The organism is Nocardia sp. NPDC023852, from assembly GCF_040639505.1.
Lineage (GTDB): Bacteria > Actinomycetota > Actinomycetes > Mycobacteriales > Mycobacteriaceae > Nocardia.
On the sequence record NZ_JBFAAB010000002.1, the window covers coordinates 793,304 to 808,956 of the forward strand.

Annotated in this window: 17 protein-coding genes and 1 pseudogene; 10 read left to right on the forward strand and 8 right to left on the reverse strand. The window is 68.0% G+C overall.

All coding sequences use genetic code 11. From position 1 onward, the window contains the following. Positions 1-5: 5 nt before the first annotated feature. Positions 6-956, reverse strand: coding sequence for a 1-phosphofructokinase family hexose kinase (locus tag AB0H00_RS07340; RefSeq protein WP_357262204.1), 951 nt, complete (start codon positions 954-956; stop codon positions 6-8). Next, a complete protein-coding gene (locus tag AB0H00_RS07345; RefSeq protein ID WP_357262207.1) occupies positions 953-1,720 on the reverse strand; it encodes a DeoR/GlpR family DNA-binding transcription regulator in 768 nt (255 codons plus the stop codon). The genes AB0H00_RS07340 and AB0H00_RS07345 overlap by 4 nt, the downstream gene beginning before the upstream one ends. Before the next feature lie 147 nt (positions 1,721-1,867). On the opposite strand from AB0H00_RS07345, the gene AB0H00_RS07350 reads away from it, so the two are divergent. Further along, on the forward strand, positions 1,868-3,562 hold the full coding sequence (locus tag AB0H00_RS07350) for a putative PEP-binding protein (RefSeq protein ID WP_357262210.1): 1,695 nt from the start codon (positions 1,868-1,870) through the stop codon (positions 3,560-3,562). A 27-nt stretch (positions 3,563-3,589) separates the two neighbouring features. Here AB0H00_RS07350 and AB0H00_RS07355 read toward each other — a convergent pair whose 3' ends face one another. Then, on the reverse strand, positions 3,590-4,198 hold the full coding sequence (locus tag AB0H00_RS07355) for a hypothetical protein (protein WP_357262213.1): 609 nt from the start codon (positions 4,196-4,198) through the stop codon (positions 3,590-3,592). 697 nt (positions 4,199-4,895) lie between these two features. On the opposite strand from AB0H00_RS07355, the gene AB0H00_RS07360 reads away from it, so the two are divergent. Next, the gene (locus AB0H00_RS07360; RefSeq protein ID WP_357262216.1) at positions 4,896-5,132 is read left to right on the forward strand and encodes a hypothetical protein; all 237 of its coding nucleotides are present in this window, start codon (positions 4,896-4,898) and stop codon (positions 5,130-5,132) included. A 206-nt stretch (positions 5,133-5,338) separates the two neighbouring features. Here AB0H00_RS07360 and AB0H00_RS07365 read toward each other — a convergent pair whose 3' ends face one another. Further along, complete coding sequence (locus AB0H00_RS07365; RefSeq protein ID WP_357262219.1) at positions 5,339-5,602, reverse strand: helix-turn-helix transcriptional regulator; 264 nt, start codon at positions 5,600-5,602, stop codon at positions 5,339-5,341. Positions 5,603-5,698: 96 nt separating this feature from the next. On the opposite strand from AB0H00_RS07365, the gene map reads away from it, so the two are divergent. Then, on the forward strand, positions 5,699-6,466 hold the full coding sequence (gene map / locus AB0H00_RS07370) for a type I methionyl aminopeptidase (RefSeq protein WP_357262222.1): 768 nt from the start codon (positions 5,699-5,701) through the stop codon (positions 6,464-6,466). 18 nt (positions 6,467-6,484) lie between these two features. Here map and AB0H00_RS07375 read toward each other — a convergent pair whose 3' ends face one another. Next, entirely contained in the window at positions 6,485-7,201 is a 717-nt protein-coding gene (locus tag AB0H00_RS07375) for a glyoxalase (protein WP_357262223.1), read from the reverse strand. Positions 7,202-7,317: 116 nt separating this feature from the next. Here AB0H00_RS07375 and AB0H00_RS07380 point away from each other — a divergent pair, with 116 nt between their 5' ends. Together AB0H00_RS07380 and AB0H00_RS07385 are read left to right on the forward strand one after the other, a co-directional pair. Beyond that, entirely contained in the window at positions 7,318-7,866 is a 549-nt protein-coding gene (locus AB0H00_RS07380; protein ID WP_357262226.1) for a PadR family transcriptional regulator, read from the forward strand. Positions 7,867-8,039: 173 nt separating this feature from the next. Then, positions 8,040-8,423, forward strand: a complete 384-nt coding sequence (locus tag AB0H00_RS07385; protein WP_357262229.1) for a PPOX class F420-dependent oxidoreductase — start codon at positions 8,040-8,042, stop codon at positions 8,421-8,423. Between the two features lie 109 nt (positions 8,424-8,532). Here AB0H00_RS07385 and AB0H00_RS07390 read toward each other — a convergent pair whose 3' ends face one another. Both AB0H00_RS07390 and AB0H00_RS07395 read right to left on the reverse strand, forming a co-directional pair. Beyond that, entirely contained in the window at positions 8,533-9,912 is a 1,380-nt protein-coding gene (locus AB0H00_RS07390) for a metallopeptidase TldD-related protein (protein ID WP_357262449.1), read from the reverse strand. 8 nt (positions 9,913-9,920) lie between these two features. Next, a complete protein-coding gene (locus tag AB0H00_RS07395; RefSeq protein ID WP_357262452.1) occupies positions 9,921-11,444 on the reverse strand; it encodes a TldD/PmbA family protein in 1,524 nt (507 codons plus the stop codon). Between the two features lie 160 nt (positions 11,445-11,604). On the opposite strand from AB0H00_RS07395, the pseudogene AB0H00_RS07400 reads away from it, so the two are divergent. Further along, positions 11,605-11,751, forward strand: a pseudogene (locus AB0H00_RS07400) (TetR family transcriptional regulator); the annotation flags it as partial. Between the two features lie 56 nt (positions 11,752-11,807). Here the strand turns inward: AB0H00_RS07400 and AB0H00_RS07405 are convergent. Then, on the reverse strand, positions 11,808-12,575 hold the full coding sequence (locus tag AB0H00_RS07405; protein ID WP_357262455.1) for a TSUP family transporter: 768 nt from the start codon (positions 12,573-12,575) through the stop codon (positions 11,808-11,810). 175 nt (positions 12,576-12,750) lie between these two features. Here AB0H00_RS07405 and AB0H00_RS07410 point away from each other — a divergent pair, with 175 nt between their 5' ends. From AB0H00_RS07410 to AB0H00_RS07425, 4 genes are all read left to right on the forward strand, one after another. Continuing rightward, the gene (locus AB0H00_RS07410) at positions 12,751-13,923 is read left to right on the forward strand and encodes a histidine kinase (RefSeq protein ID WP_357262232.1); all 1,173 of its coding nucleotides are present in this window, start codon (positions 12,751-12,753) and stop codon (positions 13,921-13,923) included. Between the two features lie 151 nt (positions 13,924-14,074). Continuing rightward, the gene (locus AB0H00_RS07415; RefSeq protein WP_357262235.1) at positions 14,075-14,734 is read left to right on the forward strand and encodes a response regulator transcription factor; all 660 of its coding nucleotides are present in this window, start codon (positions 14,075-14,077) and stop codon (positions 14,732-14,734) included. A 94-nt stretch (positions 14,735-14,828) separates the two neighbouring features. Beyond that, complete coding sequence (locus AB0H00_RS07420; protein ID WP_357262237.1) at positions 14,829-15,311, forward strand: FxsA family protein; 483 nt, start codon at positions 14,829-14,831, stop codon at positions 15,309-15,311. 58 nt (positions 15,312-15,369) lie between these two features. Continuing rightward, on the forward strand, positions 15,370-15,615 hold the full coding sequence (locus AB0H00_RS07425) for a hypothetical protein (RefSeq protein ID WP_357262240.1): 246 nt from the start codon (positions 15,370-15,372) through the stop codon (positions 15,613-15,615). Positions 15,616-15,653: the final 38 nt, after the last annotated feature.

The window sequence follows — 15,653 nt, forward strand, 5'->3', positions numbered from 1 at the left end:
TCCTTCTAGCTATAGTGCAGAGAATTCAGCGCCGTCACGGAAACGGCGTCGAGGTCGATGTCGTGCGGGCCGGGTAGGCCGGTGCCGGGCAGCGCGGCGGCGGCGCTGCCGTACGCGACGGCGTGTCGCAACCGCTCGGCCGGTCCGGCGCCGTCGAATTCGGCGAGCAGATAGCCGGCCAGCGACGAGTCGCCCGCGCCGACGGTGCTGCGCGGTGTGACGGGCGGCGCCGCCGCGAACCAGGCGCCCTCGTCCGTCACCAGTACCGCTCCGGTCTTGCCGAGCGTCGCGAGTACCGCACCGACGCCGCGGTCGACCAGGGTCGCGGCGGCGTGGGCGGCGGCAATCGGATCCTCCAGGTCGGCGGGGTTGCCAACGGTGATCTGGGCCAGCTCGTCGGTGTTCGGTTTCAGCAATCGCGGTGGGGCCGAGCCGAATTCGGCGGCGAGCGCCTGCAGCGGGCCATCGGAGGCGTCGACCGCCACCGGGATCCCCGGCAACCGGCGGAGCAGTCTGACGTACCAGTCGGCGGGCACCCCCGGGGGCAGCGAGCCCGACAACACCACCCAGGACGCGGCGGCCGCGAGACTATCGAGCGACTCGGCCAGTGCCTCCGTGCACGCGGAGGTCAGTGCGGACCCTGGCTCATTGATCTTCGTGGTGGTTCCGTCGACTTCCGCGACCGTGAGATTGGTCCGCGCGGAGCCGGATGTCGCTACGGCGCGGTACGCGATGCCCGCGTCGGTGAGTTCCCGCAGCAGCGGATCTCCTTCGTTGCCGGGCAACACGGCAATGGTGGCATGGCCGGCCGCGGCGATCACGCGCGATACGTTGACGCCTTTGCCGCCGGGATGCGAGCTCACCGCGGCGGCGCGGTGGACCGCTCCGCGGTGCAGCGGTCCGGTCAGGGTGACGGTGCGGTCGATGCTGGGATTGGCGGTCAGCGTGAGGATCATGCGGTGACCACCTCGATGCCGTACTCAGTGAGCTCGTTGCGCACCGATGGCACCAGGTCGGTGTCGGTGACCAGGGCGTCGATGTCCTCGATGGCCGCGAATCGCACGAGATCCTCCCGGCCGACCTTGCTCGAGTCGGCGACGACGACTACGCGATGCGCACTGGCGACCATGACGCGTTTGACCGCGGCCTCGTCGATATCCGGCGTGGACAGGCCGTGTCCGGAGGCCAGCGCGTTGGTACCGATGAACGCGACGTCGACGCGTAGCTCGCTGAGCATGCGCTGGGTTTCCGGCCCGACGGCGGCCTGGGTGACGCCACGGACGCGCCCGCCGAGCAGATGCAACCGCACCGCGGCGTGCCCGCTGAGCCGGGCGGCGATCGGAACCGAATTGGTCACCGCGACGAGCTCTCGATCCGTCGGCAGTAGCGCGGCGACGCGCGCGGTGGTGGTGCCCGCGTCGAACAGGACGCTGCCGCCGGTCGGCGGAAGGAATTCCAATGCCGCTTTGGCGATGCGGTCCTTCTCCGCGGCGTGGCTGTGTTCGCGTTCGCCGGTGCCGAGTTCGATCGCGGTCAGTGCGGCGGCGGGCACCGCGCCGCCGTGCACCCGTCGGATCAGCCCCATCCGATCGAGCGCCGCGAGATCACGCCGCACGGTTTCGGTGGTGACGCCATACTGCTCGGACAGATCGGTGACCGACACCCGCCCCCGTTGCCCGACCAGCGTGGCGATGGCCTGCTGCCGTTCCTCGGCGTACATCCGATCCTCCCGGGCTTGATGTTGATTTATGTTGTTTTATATCTGTATATGTTGCTTTGTCAAGGTGTTCGAGTATTCTGGATCACATCGGAAGTGGGGCGAGTATGAAACGGGACTTGCTCGGCAATGGCACGGAGGAGACGACGGATGACCAGGTCGTTGCAGGTAAAGGCAGGATCCATGGTGCTGCGCGGTACTCCGGCGGTGTCCGGGGTCGCGCTCGCGGCCGCGGTCCGTCCAATTCCGCGACTGAGCGTCGAGGTGTCGACGGACCCGGTTCCAGAGCCCGATCGGGCATCAGAGCTATCCGCGTTCCATGCCGCGGCGACCACCGTTGCCGCTCGATTGCGGGAACGCGCCGCGCGCGCCAGCGGCGCGGCGGCGGAGGTGCTCACGGCTGACGCCGCGATGGCCACCGACCGTGGCTGGCTCGGTGCCGCCGAGAAGCTGATCGCCGCGGGCACGCCCGCCCGGGCGGCAGCGGTCGCGGCCACGGACCAGTTCGCGGAGGTGTTCACAAAACTCGGCGGCCTGATGGCCGAGCGCGTCACGGACTTGCGGGACGTCTGCGACCGGGTGGTCGCGGAGCTGGCCGGCGTGCCGGAGCCCGGAATTCCGGTACCCGCGCGGCCGGCGATACTGCTCGCGGACGACCTGGCTCCGGCGGATGCGGCCGGACTCGATCCGGCGCTCATCATCGGTTTGGCGACGTCGCTGGGCGGGCCCACCAGCCATACGGCGATCATCGCGCGCCAGCTAGGCATTCCCTGTGTCGTCGCGGTCGCCGGGCTCGATGAGGTCGAGGCGGGCGCGGGGGTGCTGTTGGATGGTTCGTCCGGTGAAGTCGTCGTCGATCCAGATCCCCGCCTCGCGGCACAGGCGATCGAGGAGTTCCGTGCACGCGCCGCCCGCGACGCGGCTTGGACGGGGCCAGGTGCCACCGCGGACGGTCACCGCGTGGAGGTCCTGGTGAACGTCCAAGACGGCGCCGGGGCCCGCGCGGCGCGCCGGACACCGGCCGAGGGTGTGGGTCTGTTTCGCACCGAATTGTGTTTCTTGGACCGGGAAACCGAACCGAGCGTGTCCGAGCAGGAGCAGATCTACCGTGCCGTACTCGACGCGTATTCCGGAGCGAAAGTGGTGATCCGGACCCTCGACGCCGGATCGGACAAGCCGCTGCGGTTCGCCGACCATCCCGACGAGGCGAATCCCGCGCTCGGGGTGCGCGGGATCCGCATCGCCGCCCGGGACAGTGGCATCCTCGACCGGCAACTGGACGCCATCGCGCGAGCCGCAGTCGGCCGCCGGCCTGTTCCGTGGGTCATGGCGCCGATGATTTCGACCGCGGCCGAAGCGGAATCCTTCGCCGCGAAAGTTCGGCAGCGCGGGTTGGTGCCCGGTGCGATGATCGAAGTGCCCGCCGCCGCGCTGACCGCGGAGTCGATTCTCCGGCACGTCGACTTCCTATCCGTCGGCACCAACGACCTTGCGCAATACACGATGGCCGCCGACCGGATGTCTCCGGCACTTGCCGCCCTTACCGACCCCTGGCAGCCGGCGGTGTTGTCTCTGGTCGCGCGCACCGCGGCCGCGGGGCGAACCCTCGGCAAGCCGGTCGGGGTGTGCGGTGAAGCCGCGGCCGACCCGGCTTTGGCGTGTGTCCTGGTCGGCCTCGGCGTCGGATCCCTGTCCGCGGCCGCGAGTGCTGTCGCCGCGGTGGGAGCGGGATTGTCGGCGGTCACCCGAGAGAACTGCGAGCTCGCCGCGGCCGCGGCGCTGGTCGCCGCCGATCCCGCCGCGGCCCGCGTGGCGGCCCGATCGATTCTGGGGTGGGCGCCCTGACTCTTCGGGCCGCTGGACCGGGTGCTGCTACCTTCGTGGCGACACCAGCATCGGCTCATGCAAGTCGAAGTATGTGACCTCGCGCATGAGCTGGTTCTCCTCCTCGAACAGCGACCTCAGATCGTCGGGTATCTCCATCTTCTCGTGGGCGCGCGCTTCGGCTTCGGAAGAGAAGTACACCGCCTCGACGAATCCGTCGCTGCCGTATGTCGCCAAGGTGCCGCCGAGAATCTCTGGGCGGACTTCGTGCAAACGATCGCTGGCTTGCGTCTCCAGTTCGCGCATTCGGCCTGCGTCGCGAGTATGGCCCTCCATGATCTGCACGAAGCCGGCCTGGTCGGAGCCGCCGCCCATCCACTGCGTGACCTCGGAGCAGTCCATGAATGTGACAGGCCCGTCGAAACATCTTTCGGTCTCGGCCCACCATGCGCTTTGCTCCGGGCGCGCACTATTCCGTCGCGCCGCGTCCGCGGACTCGAATCTTGCCAACGCTATGCATGTTCCGTCGTCGCACAGTCCCCAGGTCGTTCCGAGGTAGCCGACAGCTCCCGGTTGCAGTTCCTCGGTCCACCGATCCATGCATCGACGTAGTCCGTCGACATCGGAGACTTTGCCTTGAATGACTTGGATGAACATCGAACCCTCCTCGTGTGGAGCGATCACCCCGCAATATCGCGGAGGCCAACGCGTCGTGGTCCACCGAGGGTGCGCGACCACACGGCCCGCGAACGCAACCGCCGCACAGTTAATCGTTCGCTGCCGGAAAGCTGTTCGCAAGTGCCGCTGCTGCCGACACGTAGCCACGGTGGGGCGGCAGCTCGATCGGCCAGAAGCTGTGCCGCAGTCCGCGCTGCTGCTCGGCCTGGCGTTGGGCGCCGATAACAGAACTTGCGTCGCTCCAGAAGATCGCGGTCGCGGGTGAGCAGGACCGATGCTCGGCGGTGGGCGGCCGGCGGGTCGCCGTAGTGAGTTTTCGCGGTCGGTCTGCGGGTATTGCCCACCCGCATCATCTGCGAGATGTCCTGACGATCTTCTCGACCAAGCGCGACACACTCGACGGGTCCGGCGCGCGGAGTGAATGGTATCGCGTATTTTGCGCTCCGAATCACGAGCGCAAGACCCCGACCACACCGTGATCCGGTCACAACCCCAAAGGACTGACATGACCGGATCGGGAGTCCACGATGTCAATCGCGAGCCGCAAGACCTCGACAACCGACACCAAGTCGGATTCGGCCCGGCGGTTCAACGGCAATCCCAGGAACTTTGGAGGACGACGAAGCGTCCCGGGCTGCCCGCCACCCGCGGTCGGCATGGGAACAGCGGGACGGCGGTGACGTATCGCGTAACCGTCGAAGATGGGTTCGCGGGTGTGGTGAGGATCGCGCACCTACTCGATACGCCCCGTTGCCGGGTCACGGCGTTGGACGTGCGGCGAATCGGTGCGTCGAACACCTGGATTGTCGACTATGACATCTGCGGTACCGACCATGAGCAACAGAATCTGAGCAAGCGGGTGGAACGGCTGCCGGGGGTATCGAAGATCGAACTTCTGCCAACCCACCGCTAGGTCGCCGGAACGAGTCCCACTCCCTGGGGTCTACGCCAAGCGCAGCAGTTGGTCACGCCAGCCCTGGCGACCGGATCGTCGTCTGGACCAATCCGACGACCTACGGCATCATTGGCACGCTGGCCATTCGCGGGCACAAGCTGCTGCGCGGGGCGGACGCCTCCGTCGGCGTCGCGATCGATCAGAAGGTTGTCGGCGACTGACGCTCAGGCCGATTCGGCCAGCCCGGCCGAGCGCCAGGCATCGGCGAGATCGTCAAGGGGGAGTGCGAGGACCTGGCTGAGCGTCACGACGGTGCCGAAGGCGGGGGAGGGAAGTCTGCCGGTCTCGATCTTACGCAGTGTCTCCGGCGAAATCCCGGCCGCCCGTGCGACTTCGGTGAGATCACGATCGGCGCGGGCGGTGCGCAGAGCGGACCCGAGGCGGCGGCCTGCGTCGATCTGCGCCGGGGTCAACGGGAGACGGACCATGCGACCAGAGTATGAGCGGTGTTTTTATACCGCAAGATGGTATTAAAATACCCATGCCGCTAGGGTGGTATTAAAATACCGGCACTGGAGGGTTCGATGGTCGAGTTGAAGAGTCCCGCGGAGATCGCGCGGATGCGGGTGGCGGGGTGCTTCGTCGCCGACGTGCTCACGGAATTGCGTGAGCGGGCACGGGTCGGGGTGAACCTGCTCGAGCTGGAGGCTCACGTGCGTGAGCGGATTCGCGAGCGCGGCGCGCAATCCTGCTATTGGGACTACACGCCCTCGTTCGGGCGTGGGCCGTTCCGCAACACCGTCTGCCTCTCGGTGAACGACGCTGTGCTGCATGGGCTTCCGTTCGACTATGTGCTGCGGGACGGTGATGTGCTGAGTATGGATCTCGCCGTCGGGATCGAGGGCTGGGTTGCGGACTCTGCGACCTCGGTCGTCGTCGGGTCCGCGGCGGCCGAGGATGTGCGGCTCGTCCGCGCGACCGAGGAGGCCCTCGCGGCCGCCATCGCGGTCGCGGTGCCGGGCAACCATATCGGCGACATCTCCGCCGCCATCTCCGCCGTCGCGCGCGACCACGGCTATCCGGTCAACACCGAATTCGGCGGACACGGCCTCGGTCGCACCATGCATGAAGACCCGCATGTGCCGAACGACGGACGCCCCGGCCGCGGCTATCGCCTGCGGCCAGGGCTCACCATTGCGATCGAGCCGTGGTTCGCGCGCACGACCGACAGCATCGTTACCGGTCCCGACGGCTGGACCATTCGCTCGGCGGACGGCTCGCGCACCGCGCATTCCGAGCACACGGTGGCCATCACCCCGGACGGCCCGGAGGTGCTGACGCGCGCGGCGTGACGCCGTCGGCCCCGGGGATCACTTCTCGGACAGCCAGGCGGCGAGGTCGTCGGAGGCGCGAAGCTCGTCGGCGACAGCAATCCGTTCCTCGTCGGACAGCTCCATCGCGCGTAGTTCGGCACGGAACTGCTCGGCGCGGTCGGGTGCGTCGGTCGCGACGGAAAGTTCGGCGAGCGCCGCCAGCGCCCTGGCTCGATCCAGTCGGGAAGCCTCGGCGCGGAACCGGCCGAGCCCGACCTCGAGTACGCGGAACGCGGCCTTGTAGTCGATCTTGAAGTCGCGCAGGATGCGGGCGTTGTCCAATACCCTGGCCAGTCCCTCGAGCTCTTTCGAGCCGCCGTATTCCACCTCTTCGGGCTCGTCGTGCTGGATGTAGATCACTGCGTTGCCTGCCGGATCGACCACGGTGAACCGGCTCTGGCCCGGCCGGAAGCGGGTGATCCGCGGGTAGCCCTTCGCGGGCACCTTGCCGTAGCGGGCGCGCAGTGCCGCGGTGAACGTCTGATGTCTGCTCGCCACGTCATCGACCATCACCAGGCAGCCGACATGCTCGATGGGCAGCGCGGTGTCCTTGGGTGCGGGCACGAAGTGCAGGGCGCAACCATGGTCTTGCACCGCGCCGTAGACGTACGGGCGGGTCTGCTCGTGGGTCACGGTGTAGCCGAGTGTCTTGTAGAAATCCAGCGTGCCGGCCAGGTCGCCGGTCCAGAGTTGCGGTACCGCTGTGTCGGCCATAGAGCCCCTCCCATTCCCTGCAGTAATCAATTTTGACTAGTTGCAGGTTAGGGTCCCTCTTGCCGGGAAGTCAAACTTGACTACTATGACGTTTCCGATCAGGAAGGAGGCTTGCCATGTCGGCCGTGCGCCTGTTGGTACTGGGGGTGATGCGCCTCCATCAGCCCACCTACGGCTACGCCGTGCGCAGAGAGTTGCTGTCCTGGCGCGCCGAGACCTGGACGAACGTCAAACCCGGATCCATTTACCATGCGCTCAAACAGCTCACCCAGGAAGGAAAGCTGAGCGCCTTCGGCACCGAGGGCAGCAGCCAGGGACCAGGGCGCACGCTGTTCGAGTTGACCGAGGAGGGCGAGGCCGAGTTCCGCAAGCTCATGGACGAGGCGCTGGTGAGCATCGACATGGAGGAACTGGGCGCGGGGATTGCCTTCATGGACGCGCTGCCCCGAGCGCACGTCATCGAGAAGTTGCGCGAACAGCGCCGCCGCAGCGAGGAGGTGCGGGCCAGCCTGCTCGACATGATCCCGACCTTCCCGGGGCGCTACGATGCGCCGCACGCAACAGATCTGCTGGAGCTGTGGAGCGGTGTGTTCGGGAACCTGTCGGGGTGGACCGAGGGGGTGCTGGCACGGCTGGAGAAGGGCGAGTACCAGTTGCCCGAGTAAGACACGAGGTCCGGTGTTCTCTCACCCGAGCGGAGCCGAGCGAGGTCGGGTTTCGTGGTGGGGAGACCGGACGTGGAGAATTCCTCGCGGGCGCGACAAGAACAGGGTGCGGCGGCGTGTCTCGGCCCGGAGAGCGGCGCGCCTCCGGCGTCGGCGGCGGATAGGCTGCCCTCATGACGAACTCGCTGGCGGCCGTCGCCGAAGCCGACTATGTGTTGCTGACCACCTTCCGCAAGGACGGCAGCCCGGTCGGCACCGCGGTCTGGGCAGTCGCCGAGAACGGAAAGCTATACATCTGGACGGTGACCGACAGCTGGAAGGTCAAGCGGCTACGCCGCAATCCTGCGGTCACCCTGCAGCCGTGCACCGCGTCCGGCAAGCCGCACGGCGAGGTCGTCGAGGGCACCGGCCGCATCCTCGAGGCCGACGGCACCGAGCGGGTGCGCAAACTGCTGCGGCGCAAGTACTGGCTCACCGCGCCACTGATCATTCTCGTCAGTAACTTGCGTCGCGGGAAATCCGGCACCATCGGCGTCGAGATCACCCTGGCCGCTTGATCGGTTCCCGGCTCCGAAGCTTACAGCGCGACAGGTTCGGTTTCGAAAGGTCAGCACCACACCGGAGGACGAGCTGAAACGCACCACCTTCCGGGTATGATCGCGCCGCTCAGGTCGCCTGGCTGACCGACGACATGTGGAAGTCGGGAATTCGCAAGGGCGGCATGGCGGTTCTGGTGAACCAATCCTTCCATTCGCGCGGCAGAGTGATTTCGGTGGCGCCCGCCTCGGTCGCCCGCCGCAGCACATCCAGCGGGCTCTCGTTGAAGCGGAAGTTGTTGACCGCGGCGGTGACCTCGCCGTTCTCCACCAAGTACACACCATCGCGGGTCAGGCCGGTGAGCAGCAGCGTCGCCGGATCGACTTCGCGGATGTACCACAGGGTCGTCAGCAACAGGCCGCGCTCGGTGCGGGAGATCATGTCGTCGAGGGTGACGTCGGCCCCGCCGGTCAACAGCAGGTTCTCACCGGGAACCGTGGTGGGGGCGCCGAATTCGGCGGCGGTGGCGCGCGGGTAGACCAGCGATTCGATCACGCCCTCGCGCAGCCAGTCGACTCGCTCGGCGGGCAGTCCGTTGTCGAATACCGACATCGACTCCGACGAGGCGGGCGCCACGACGAACGGGCAGTATTCCAGCCCGGTGGCGTACGGGTCGGAGTAGAGGGTGAGTGGAAGGTCGGTGAGACGCTCGCCGATTCGGGTGCCGCCCGCCCGCGCGAACGCCGTATGGCCCTCGTGCGCACCGCGACCCTCCATCGCCCAGGCCATATAGATCATGAGGTCGGCGACGGTGGACGGTGGCATCAGGGTTTCGTAGCGGCCCGCGGGCAGCTCGACCTTGCGCTTGGCCCAGTCCAGCCGGCGGGACAGCTCGGCGAGCAGGCCCGACACATCGACGTCGGTGAAGTCGGCGGTCCCGACCCCGACCCAGCCGCTGGCCAGCTCTGCACCCGCGCCGCGCTTTCCGTTGACCTCCACCGAACCGGTCGGTTGCACGAAACGGCGACGGATGCCGGTCGAGGTGCCCAGCCAGGTGGTGTGTACCTGGTGGTGGGCGAAACCGTAGAGGCGGTCGGCGCCGTCGAAACCGGTGGCGAGGTCGTGGGCGAGGTCGGTGAACACCTCGATTCCGGTGCTGCCCGGTGCGGCGGCCCAGTCGTCGTCGGGCGCGGCATTCGGTTCCAGCAGGGGCATGGCGTCCCTGGCGGGCTCGGCGGTGCGCGCGGCGTCCTCGCTGGCGCGCACCACCGGCTCGATGTCGTCGGGGTCCACGCTGGAGGAGCCGATCATGCCGACCCGGGCGTGCGTGGGCCCTTCGCGGAATACCGAGATCATCGCCCACGTCCGCGCCACCGACGACCCGTTGGTGGTCATCGAGTTCCCGGCCCAGCGCAGCGAAGCTTCGTGCTCGTCGCGCACGATCACCATCGCCTCGTCGGCGCGCGACAACCCGAGCGCCCGCTCGACGACCGCACCTGCGGGGATCAGATTGTCGGTCACTGTCCCGCCTCCGTCCGGGTGTTCAGAATGTTGATGCCGCGCACCAAAATCGACGGGCAGCCGTGGCTCACGGCCGCCACCTGCCCAGGCTGTGCCTTGCCGCAGTTGAACGCCCCGCCGAGCTGCCAGGTCGATGGTCCGCCGACTGCCTCCATCGCGCCCCAGAAGTCGGTGGTTGTGGCCTGGTAGGCGACGTCGCGCAGCTGACCGTCCAGCTTGCCGTCACGGATGCGGAAGAACCGCTGTCCGGTGAATTGGAAGTTGTAGCGCTGCATGTCGATCGACCACGACTTGTCGCCGACGATGTAGATGCCGTCGTCCACCCGGGAGATCAGCTCCTCGGTGCTGGTGTCGCCGTCCGGGTCGGGTTTCAGCGAGACATTCGCCATTCGCTGGATCGGCACGTGATGGGCCGAGTCCGCGTACGAACAGCCGTTGGAACGCTCCAGGCCCAGGCGGGGGGCGAACACTCGGTCGAGCTGATAGCCGACCAGGATGCCGTCGCGCACCAGATCCCAGCGTTGCCCGGCGACACCCTCGTCGTCGTAGCCGACGCTGGCCAGCCCGTGCGCTTCGGTGCGGTCGCCGGTGACGTGCATGATCGGGGTACCGTAGCGCAGCGTGCCCAGCTGGTCGGGCGTCGCGAACGAGGTGCCGGCGTAGGCGGATTCGTAGCCGATTGCGCGGTCGTATTCGGTGGCGTGGCCGATGGATTCGTGAATGGTCAGCCACAGGTTGGTCGGATCGATGACAAGATCGGTCGGACCAGGCCGCACGCTGGGTGCCTTCACCTTCTCGGCCAGCCATTCCGGGATGTGGGCGAGTTCGCCGTCCCAGTCCCAGGTTCCGTCCGCGCCGGTGACGTACTCCCAGCCGCGGCCCACCGGCGCGGCCAGCGTGCGCATCGTCTCGAACACTCCCGCCGCCGTGTCCACCGTGATCGCCTCGAGACTCGGATGCAGCCGCACCCGTTGCTGGGTGATCGAGGATCCCGCGGTATCGGCGTAGAAGGTCTGCTCCTTGACCTGCAGCACGCTCGCGGTGACGTGATCGACTCCGTCGGCATGCGACAGACGTTCGGAATAGTCCTGGAGCAGAGCGACCTTCTCTCCGGTCGGCACGCCGAATGGGTCGAGGTCGTAAGCAGATACCCAGCGCACGTCGTTATAACGCGGCTCGGCGGCGAGTTCGACGCGTTCGCGGTTGAGCGCGCGCATCGTGGTCGCGACGGTAACCGCGGTGCGGGCCACCTCGGCGGCGGTGCCCGGGTCGAGCGCGGCGTGGGAGGCGAAACCCCAAGTGCCGTCGACGATCACGCGTACGGCGAACCCGAGCTCGGTGCTGTCGGTGACGGCCTCGACACGACCGTCGCGCAACCGGATCGACTGCGTGACCAACCGGTGCACACGCAGGTCGGCGTGCTCGGCGCCGGCCGCTGTCGCCGCGGTGAGGGCGGCGTCGGCGAGCGTGGTCAGTGGCAGGCCGAGGAACTCGGCGTCCACATCCTTGGAAGTCGCGATGCTCACCCACACCAACCTAGTCGTTGCCGCTCCGAGCGCGGGTGTCGGTGGCGGGAAGACATGCGTGCGATCTTGCCTCGCGTGCCGGGCACATGGATCAGCCAGTGGCGCACTACGAACGGCACGCGCGACACCGTGGCTACCGCGTGTTGCTTACCGGATGCCGTACTGTGCCCGCGTGCCGCCATCCGCCCTCCGTGACCGCAAACGCGACCGTACCCGCCGAGCTCTCCTCGAGGCCGCAGCCGAGCTGTTCGAGACGAGAGGCTACGAGGAGACCACGGTGGCGGACATCGCCGCCGCGGCGGACGTCGGCACGCGCAACCGTGGCTCGCTTCCCACCGCGTCGAGCCGGTCGGCTGATCAACCGAACTGCTGCCACCCCAAACGGATCACCATCCCCACGACCACCACCAGCAACACGATGCGCACGAACTCGGCACCCTTGCGCAGCGCCATGTGCGAGCCGACGACGGCACCGAGCACGTTGCCTACTGCCATCGTCGCGCCGAGCACCCAGAGGATGTGGCCGGTCACACCGAAGAAGATCAGTGCGCCGATGTTCGAGCCGCAGTTGATCACCTTCGCCATGGCGGCGGCTCGCACGAACTCGGTGCCGAGCAGGGTGGCGAATGTGATGATCAGAAACGTTCCCGTGCCGGGGCCGAGCAGGCCGTCGTAGAACCCGATCAACCCGGCCGCCAGCGCCACTGTGAGGACGACCTTGCGGCGCGTCGGCGGATGCGTGGCCAACGTCATACCGATCGACGGACGCATCGTGACGAACACGGCGACACCGACGAGCACCACCATCACGATCGGAATGAACAGATCGCGGTCGATCAGCGAGACCGCGGCGGCGCCGATCCCGGCTGTTACCGCGGCGATCACCGCGGCGGGAAGCAGGACCCGCCAGCGCATCGGCACCTTGCGCGCGAAGGTCGCGACCGAGGCGCTCGTTCCCGCGACCGCAGCGAGCTTGTTGGTGCCCAGCGCGGTCTGCGGGGCAATGCCGGGCGCCACCAGGAACAGCATCGGCAGGATGATCAACCCGCCGCCGCCCACCACCGCGTCCACCCATCCAGCCGCCGTCGCCGCCGTCAACAGAACTGCCCAGTCACCGATCTCCACCGCGCCAGACAACCAGACCGCCGGTCCGTGCGCTTCGCCCGCGTCGGCGGGACGGCAGACGATGCCACCCGGGAGTCGCGGCCCTGCGCGCTCTCGCCGCACCTGATAAGCCGCGACGATGTTCCCGCGCGGTAGAGGTTCCAGGCCCTGAGCCGGGCGCACCTAGGCTGAGCTCGTGCGTCGGTTCAGTCTGTGGCTTCGCGGCAAACCCATCATCGCCGATTCGGTGCTGGCCGCGATGCTCCTGCTGCTCGAGATCCTCGGTGTGGGCAACGCGCACAACAAGATCGCCTATCTCGCCATCGGCGTGCTGCTTCCGCTGCCGGTGGCGTTGCGCCGGGTGTACCCGAGATCCATGGCGGTCTGCACGCTCGCGCTGTCGATGACCACATCACTGGTCGGCTTCCTTTCCGCCGACCATCCCGACCACATCGCGCTGTTGTCGCAGGGCATCATGCTCTACACGCTGGTCGCCTACGTCGGGCGGCGCGAGGGGCTGTGGTACGGGCTCGGACTGGTGGTGAACATCACGCTGTCGATCACGGCGATCGCCGAATCCGCCGGGTCCGACATCATCTTCACGGTCATGTTCTTCGCGCTGTGCTGGACGCTCGCGGAATTCATCGGTGCGCGGCACGCCTACGACACCGAGGTCGCCGCCCGGCTGGCGGTCGCCGACTACGACAAGGAGCGCCGCGCGCACGACGCCGTCTCGGCTGAACGCACCCGCATCGCTCGCGAACTGCACGACGTGATCGCGCACGCGGTGAGTGTGATCATCGTGCAGGCCGACGGCGCGAAATACGCGCTGCGCTCAGACCCGGACGCCGCGGAACAGGCGCTGACCGCCATCGCGAGCACCGGCCGCGAGGCGCTGCGGGAGCTACGCAGGACGGTGGCGCTGCTGCGCACGGAGCACGCGCCCGACCAGCTGCCTCAGCACGGCACCGCGGGGATCGCCAAGGTCGTGGAGATGATGCGCGGCACCGGCTTGGCCGTGGAGCTCGAGCTCACCGGCGAACTCGACGACATCGCGCCCGAGGTGAGCCTCGGCGTGCATCGCATTGTGCAGGAATCGCTGACCAACACGCTGCGGCACGCGGGCCCGCACCCCAAGGCGTGGGTTCGCGTCCGCCGCACCGACTCCGACGTTCTGATCGACGTCACCGACACCGGCGGGCTGCCACTGCGGGAACCGGCTGACCGGATCAAGGGCAGTGGGCTCGGGCTGGTCGGTATGCGCGAACGCGTCGCCGTGCTCGGCGGCGACCTGGACGCGGGCCGCCATTCCGATGGCGCCTGGCGGGTGCGCGCGAGTATCCCGCTGCAGGCCGGCCCGACGGAATGATTCGCGGCGCGTCCTCGGGGGATACGGTGGCTTGCAGAACCATTGCCCCCATGCGGAGTCGGCTATGGCAACACATCGGTTCGGGCATGTGGGCCGGTTCGAAGCGCCGCAGGGCGAGGGGGACGCGGACGCGGCCCGTTAGATTGGGGTCGTGCCGATCACCGTTCTCGTTGTCGATGACCAGGAACTGATGCGTATGGGGCTGAAAATGGTGCTCGGCGCACACCCGGACATCGAGGTGATCGGCGAGGCGGCCAACGGTGCCGCTGCCGTCATCAAGGCGGCGGAACTGCGGCCGGATGTCGTGCTGATGGATGTGCGGATGCCCGTCGTCGACGGGGTCGCCGCCACCATGCGCATCATGGAGGCCGGGCACGGTAGCCGGGTGCTCGTGATGACGACCTTCGACCTGGATGAGCACGCGCTCGGTGCGCTGCGGGCGGGGGCGAGCGGATTTCTCCTGAAAGACACGCCGCCGGAGGACCTGATCTCGGCTATCCGCAGCGTCGCCGCCGGTGACGCGGTGGTCTCGCCCAAGGTCACCAAGCGTCTGCTGGGACGGCTCATCGCCGAGGATCCGGCGCGGATGCGTGACCCCGGCGTGCTGGAGGTCCTCACCGCCCGTGAGCGCGAAGTGCTCGAGCAGATCGCGGCCGGGCGTTCCAACGCCGAGATCGCCGAGCAGCTGTATTTGTCGGAGGCCACGGTCAAGACGCACGTGGGCCGTGTGCTCACCAAACTCGGTCTACGCGACCGGGTTCAGGCGGTCGTCCTGGCTTATGAGACCGGGTTGGTGCGTCCCGGCGGCTGATGTGCGGCCGGATCTCAGCCTCCTATCAGGCTGATTCGGGAGAAAAACGCGGCCGTTGGGCGTTGACAGGGGTAGATCGTCCGAAAGGATCGCCATGGCTGCCTTGCTGTTCGTGCTGTATGTCATCGTCGAGATCGCCGCGCTGGTCGCGGTCGGTCAGTTGCTCGGTGTCGTACCGACTATCCTGTTGCTGATCGCTGGGTCCGCCGCGGGCATGCTGCTGGTCGGCTCGCAGGGGCGGCGCGTGTTCGAGCAGTTCCGGCGGGCCGGTCGCGGCGAGATCGCGCCGGGCACCGCTGTCGCCGATGGCGCGCTTGTCGCGGCCGGCGGTTTCATGATGTTCCTTCCCGGCTTGGTCACCTCGCTGTTCGGCCTGCTCCTGCTATTGCCTCCGACGCGTTTCCTGGTGCGTCCGCTGGTCACGGCGTTCGCCGCGCGACGCTTCGGCAGCCTCGCCGCCGCAGCGCCCTACCGCGGTGTCGTCATCGACGGCGACGAGGTGATCGACGGCGCCGTGGTGCAACAGTGGTACGACGACGGGCAGGGCAACGCCCGGCGCGCGCTCACCCGACCGTGAGCTGTGAAGTCCGCGACCACCGGTTCCGCGTTGCCGCCCGAAGGGCTATCGTGTCGCGATGGCCACCGAGCAACTCACCGTCACGGTGAGCGAGGAGCTGGCCGCCGCGGTACGACAAGCGGCGGCCGCTGCGGGACAGTCGATTTCCGGTTTCACGGCCGCAGCGTTGCGGCTGGAGCTGATCGCCGTGGATGCGGGCTGCGCCTCCGCGGTGCCGAGCGGAGCAGGCGAGGCGCCGCCGAAGTACGCGGAGGTGATGGCGGTGCTGGCCCAGCCGGAGGATCTGTCGCCGCCGCTGCACTGAACGGCTGACCGGAACCTCGGAGTCGGACATACGGCAGA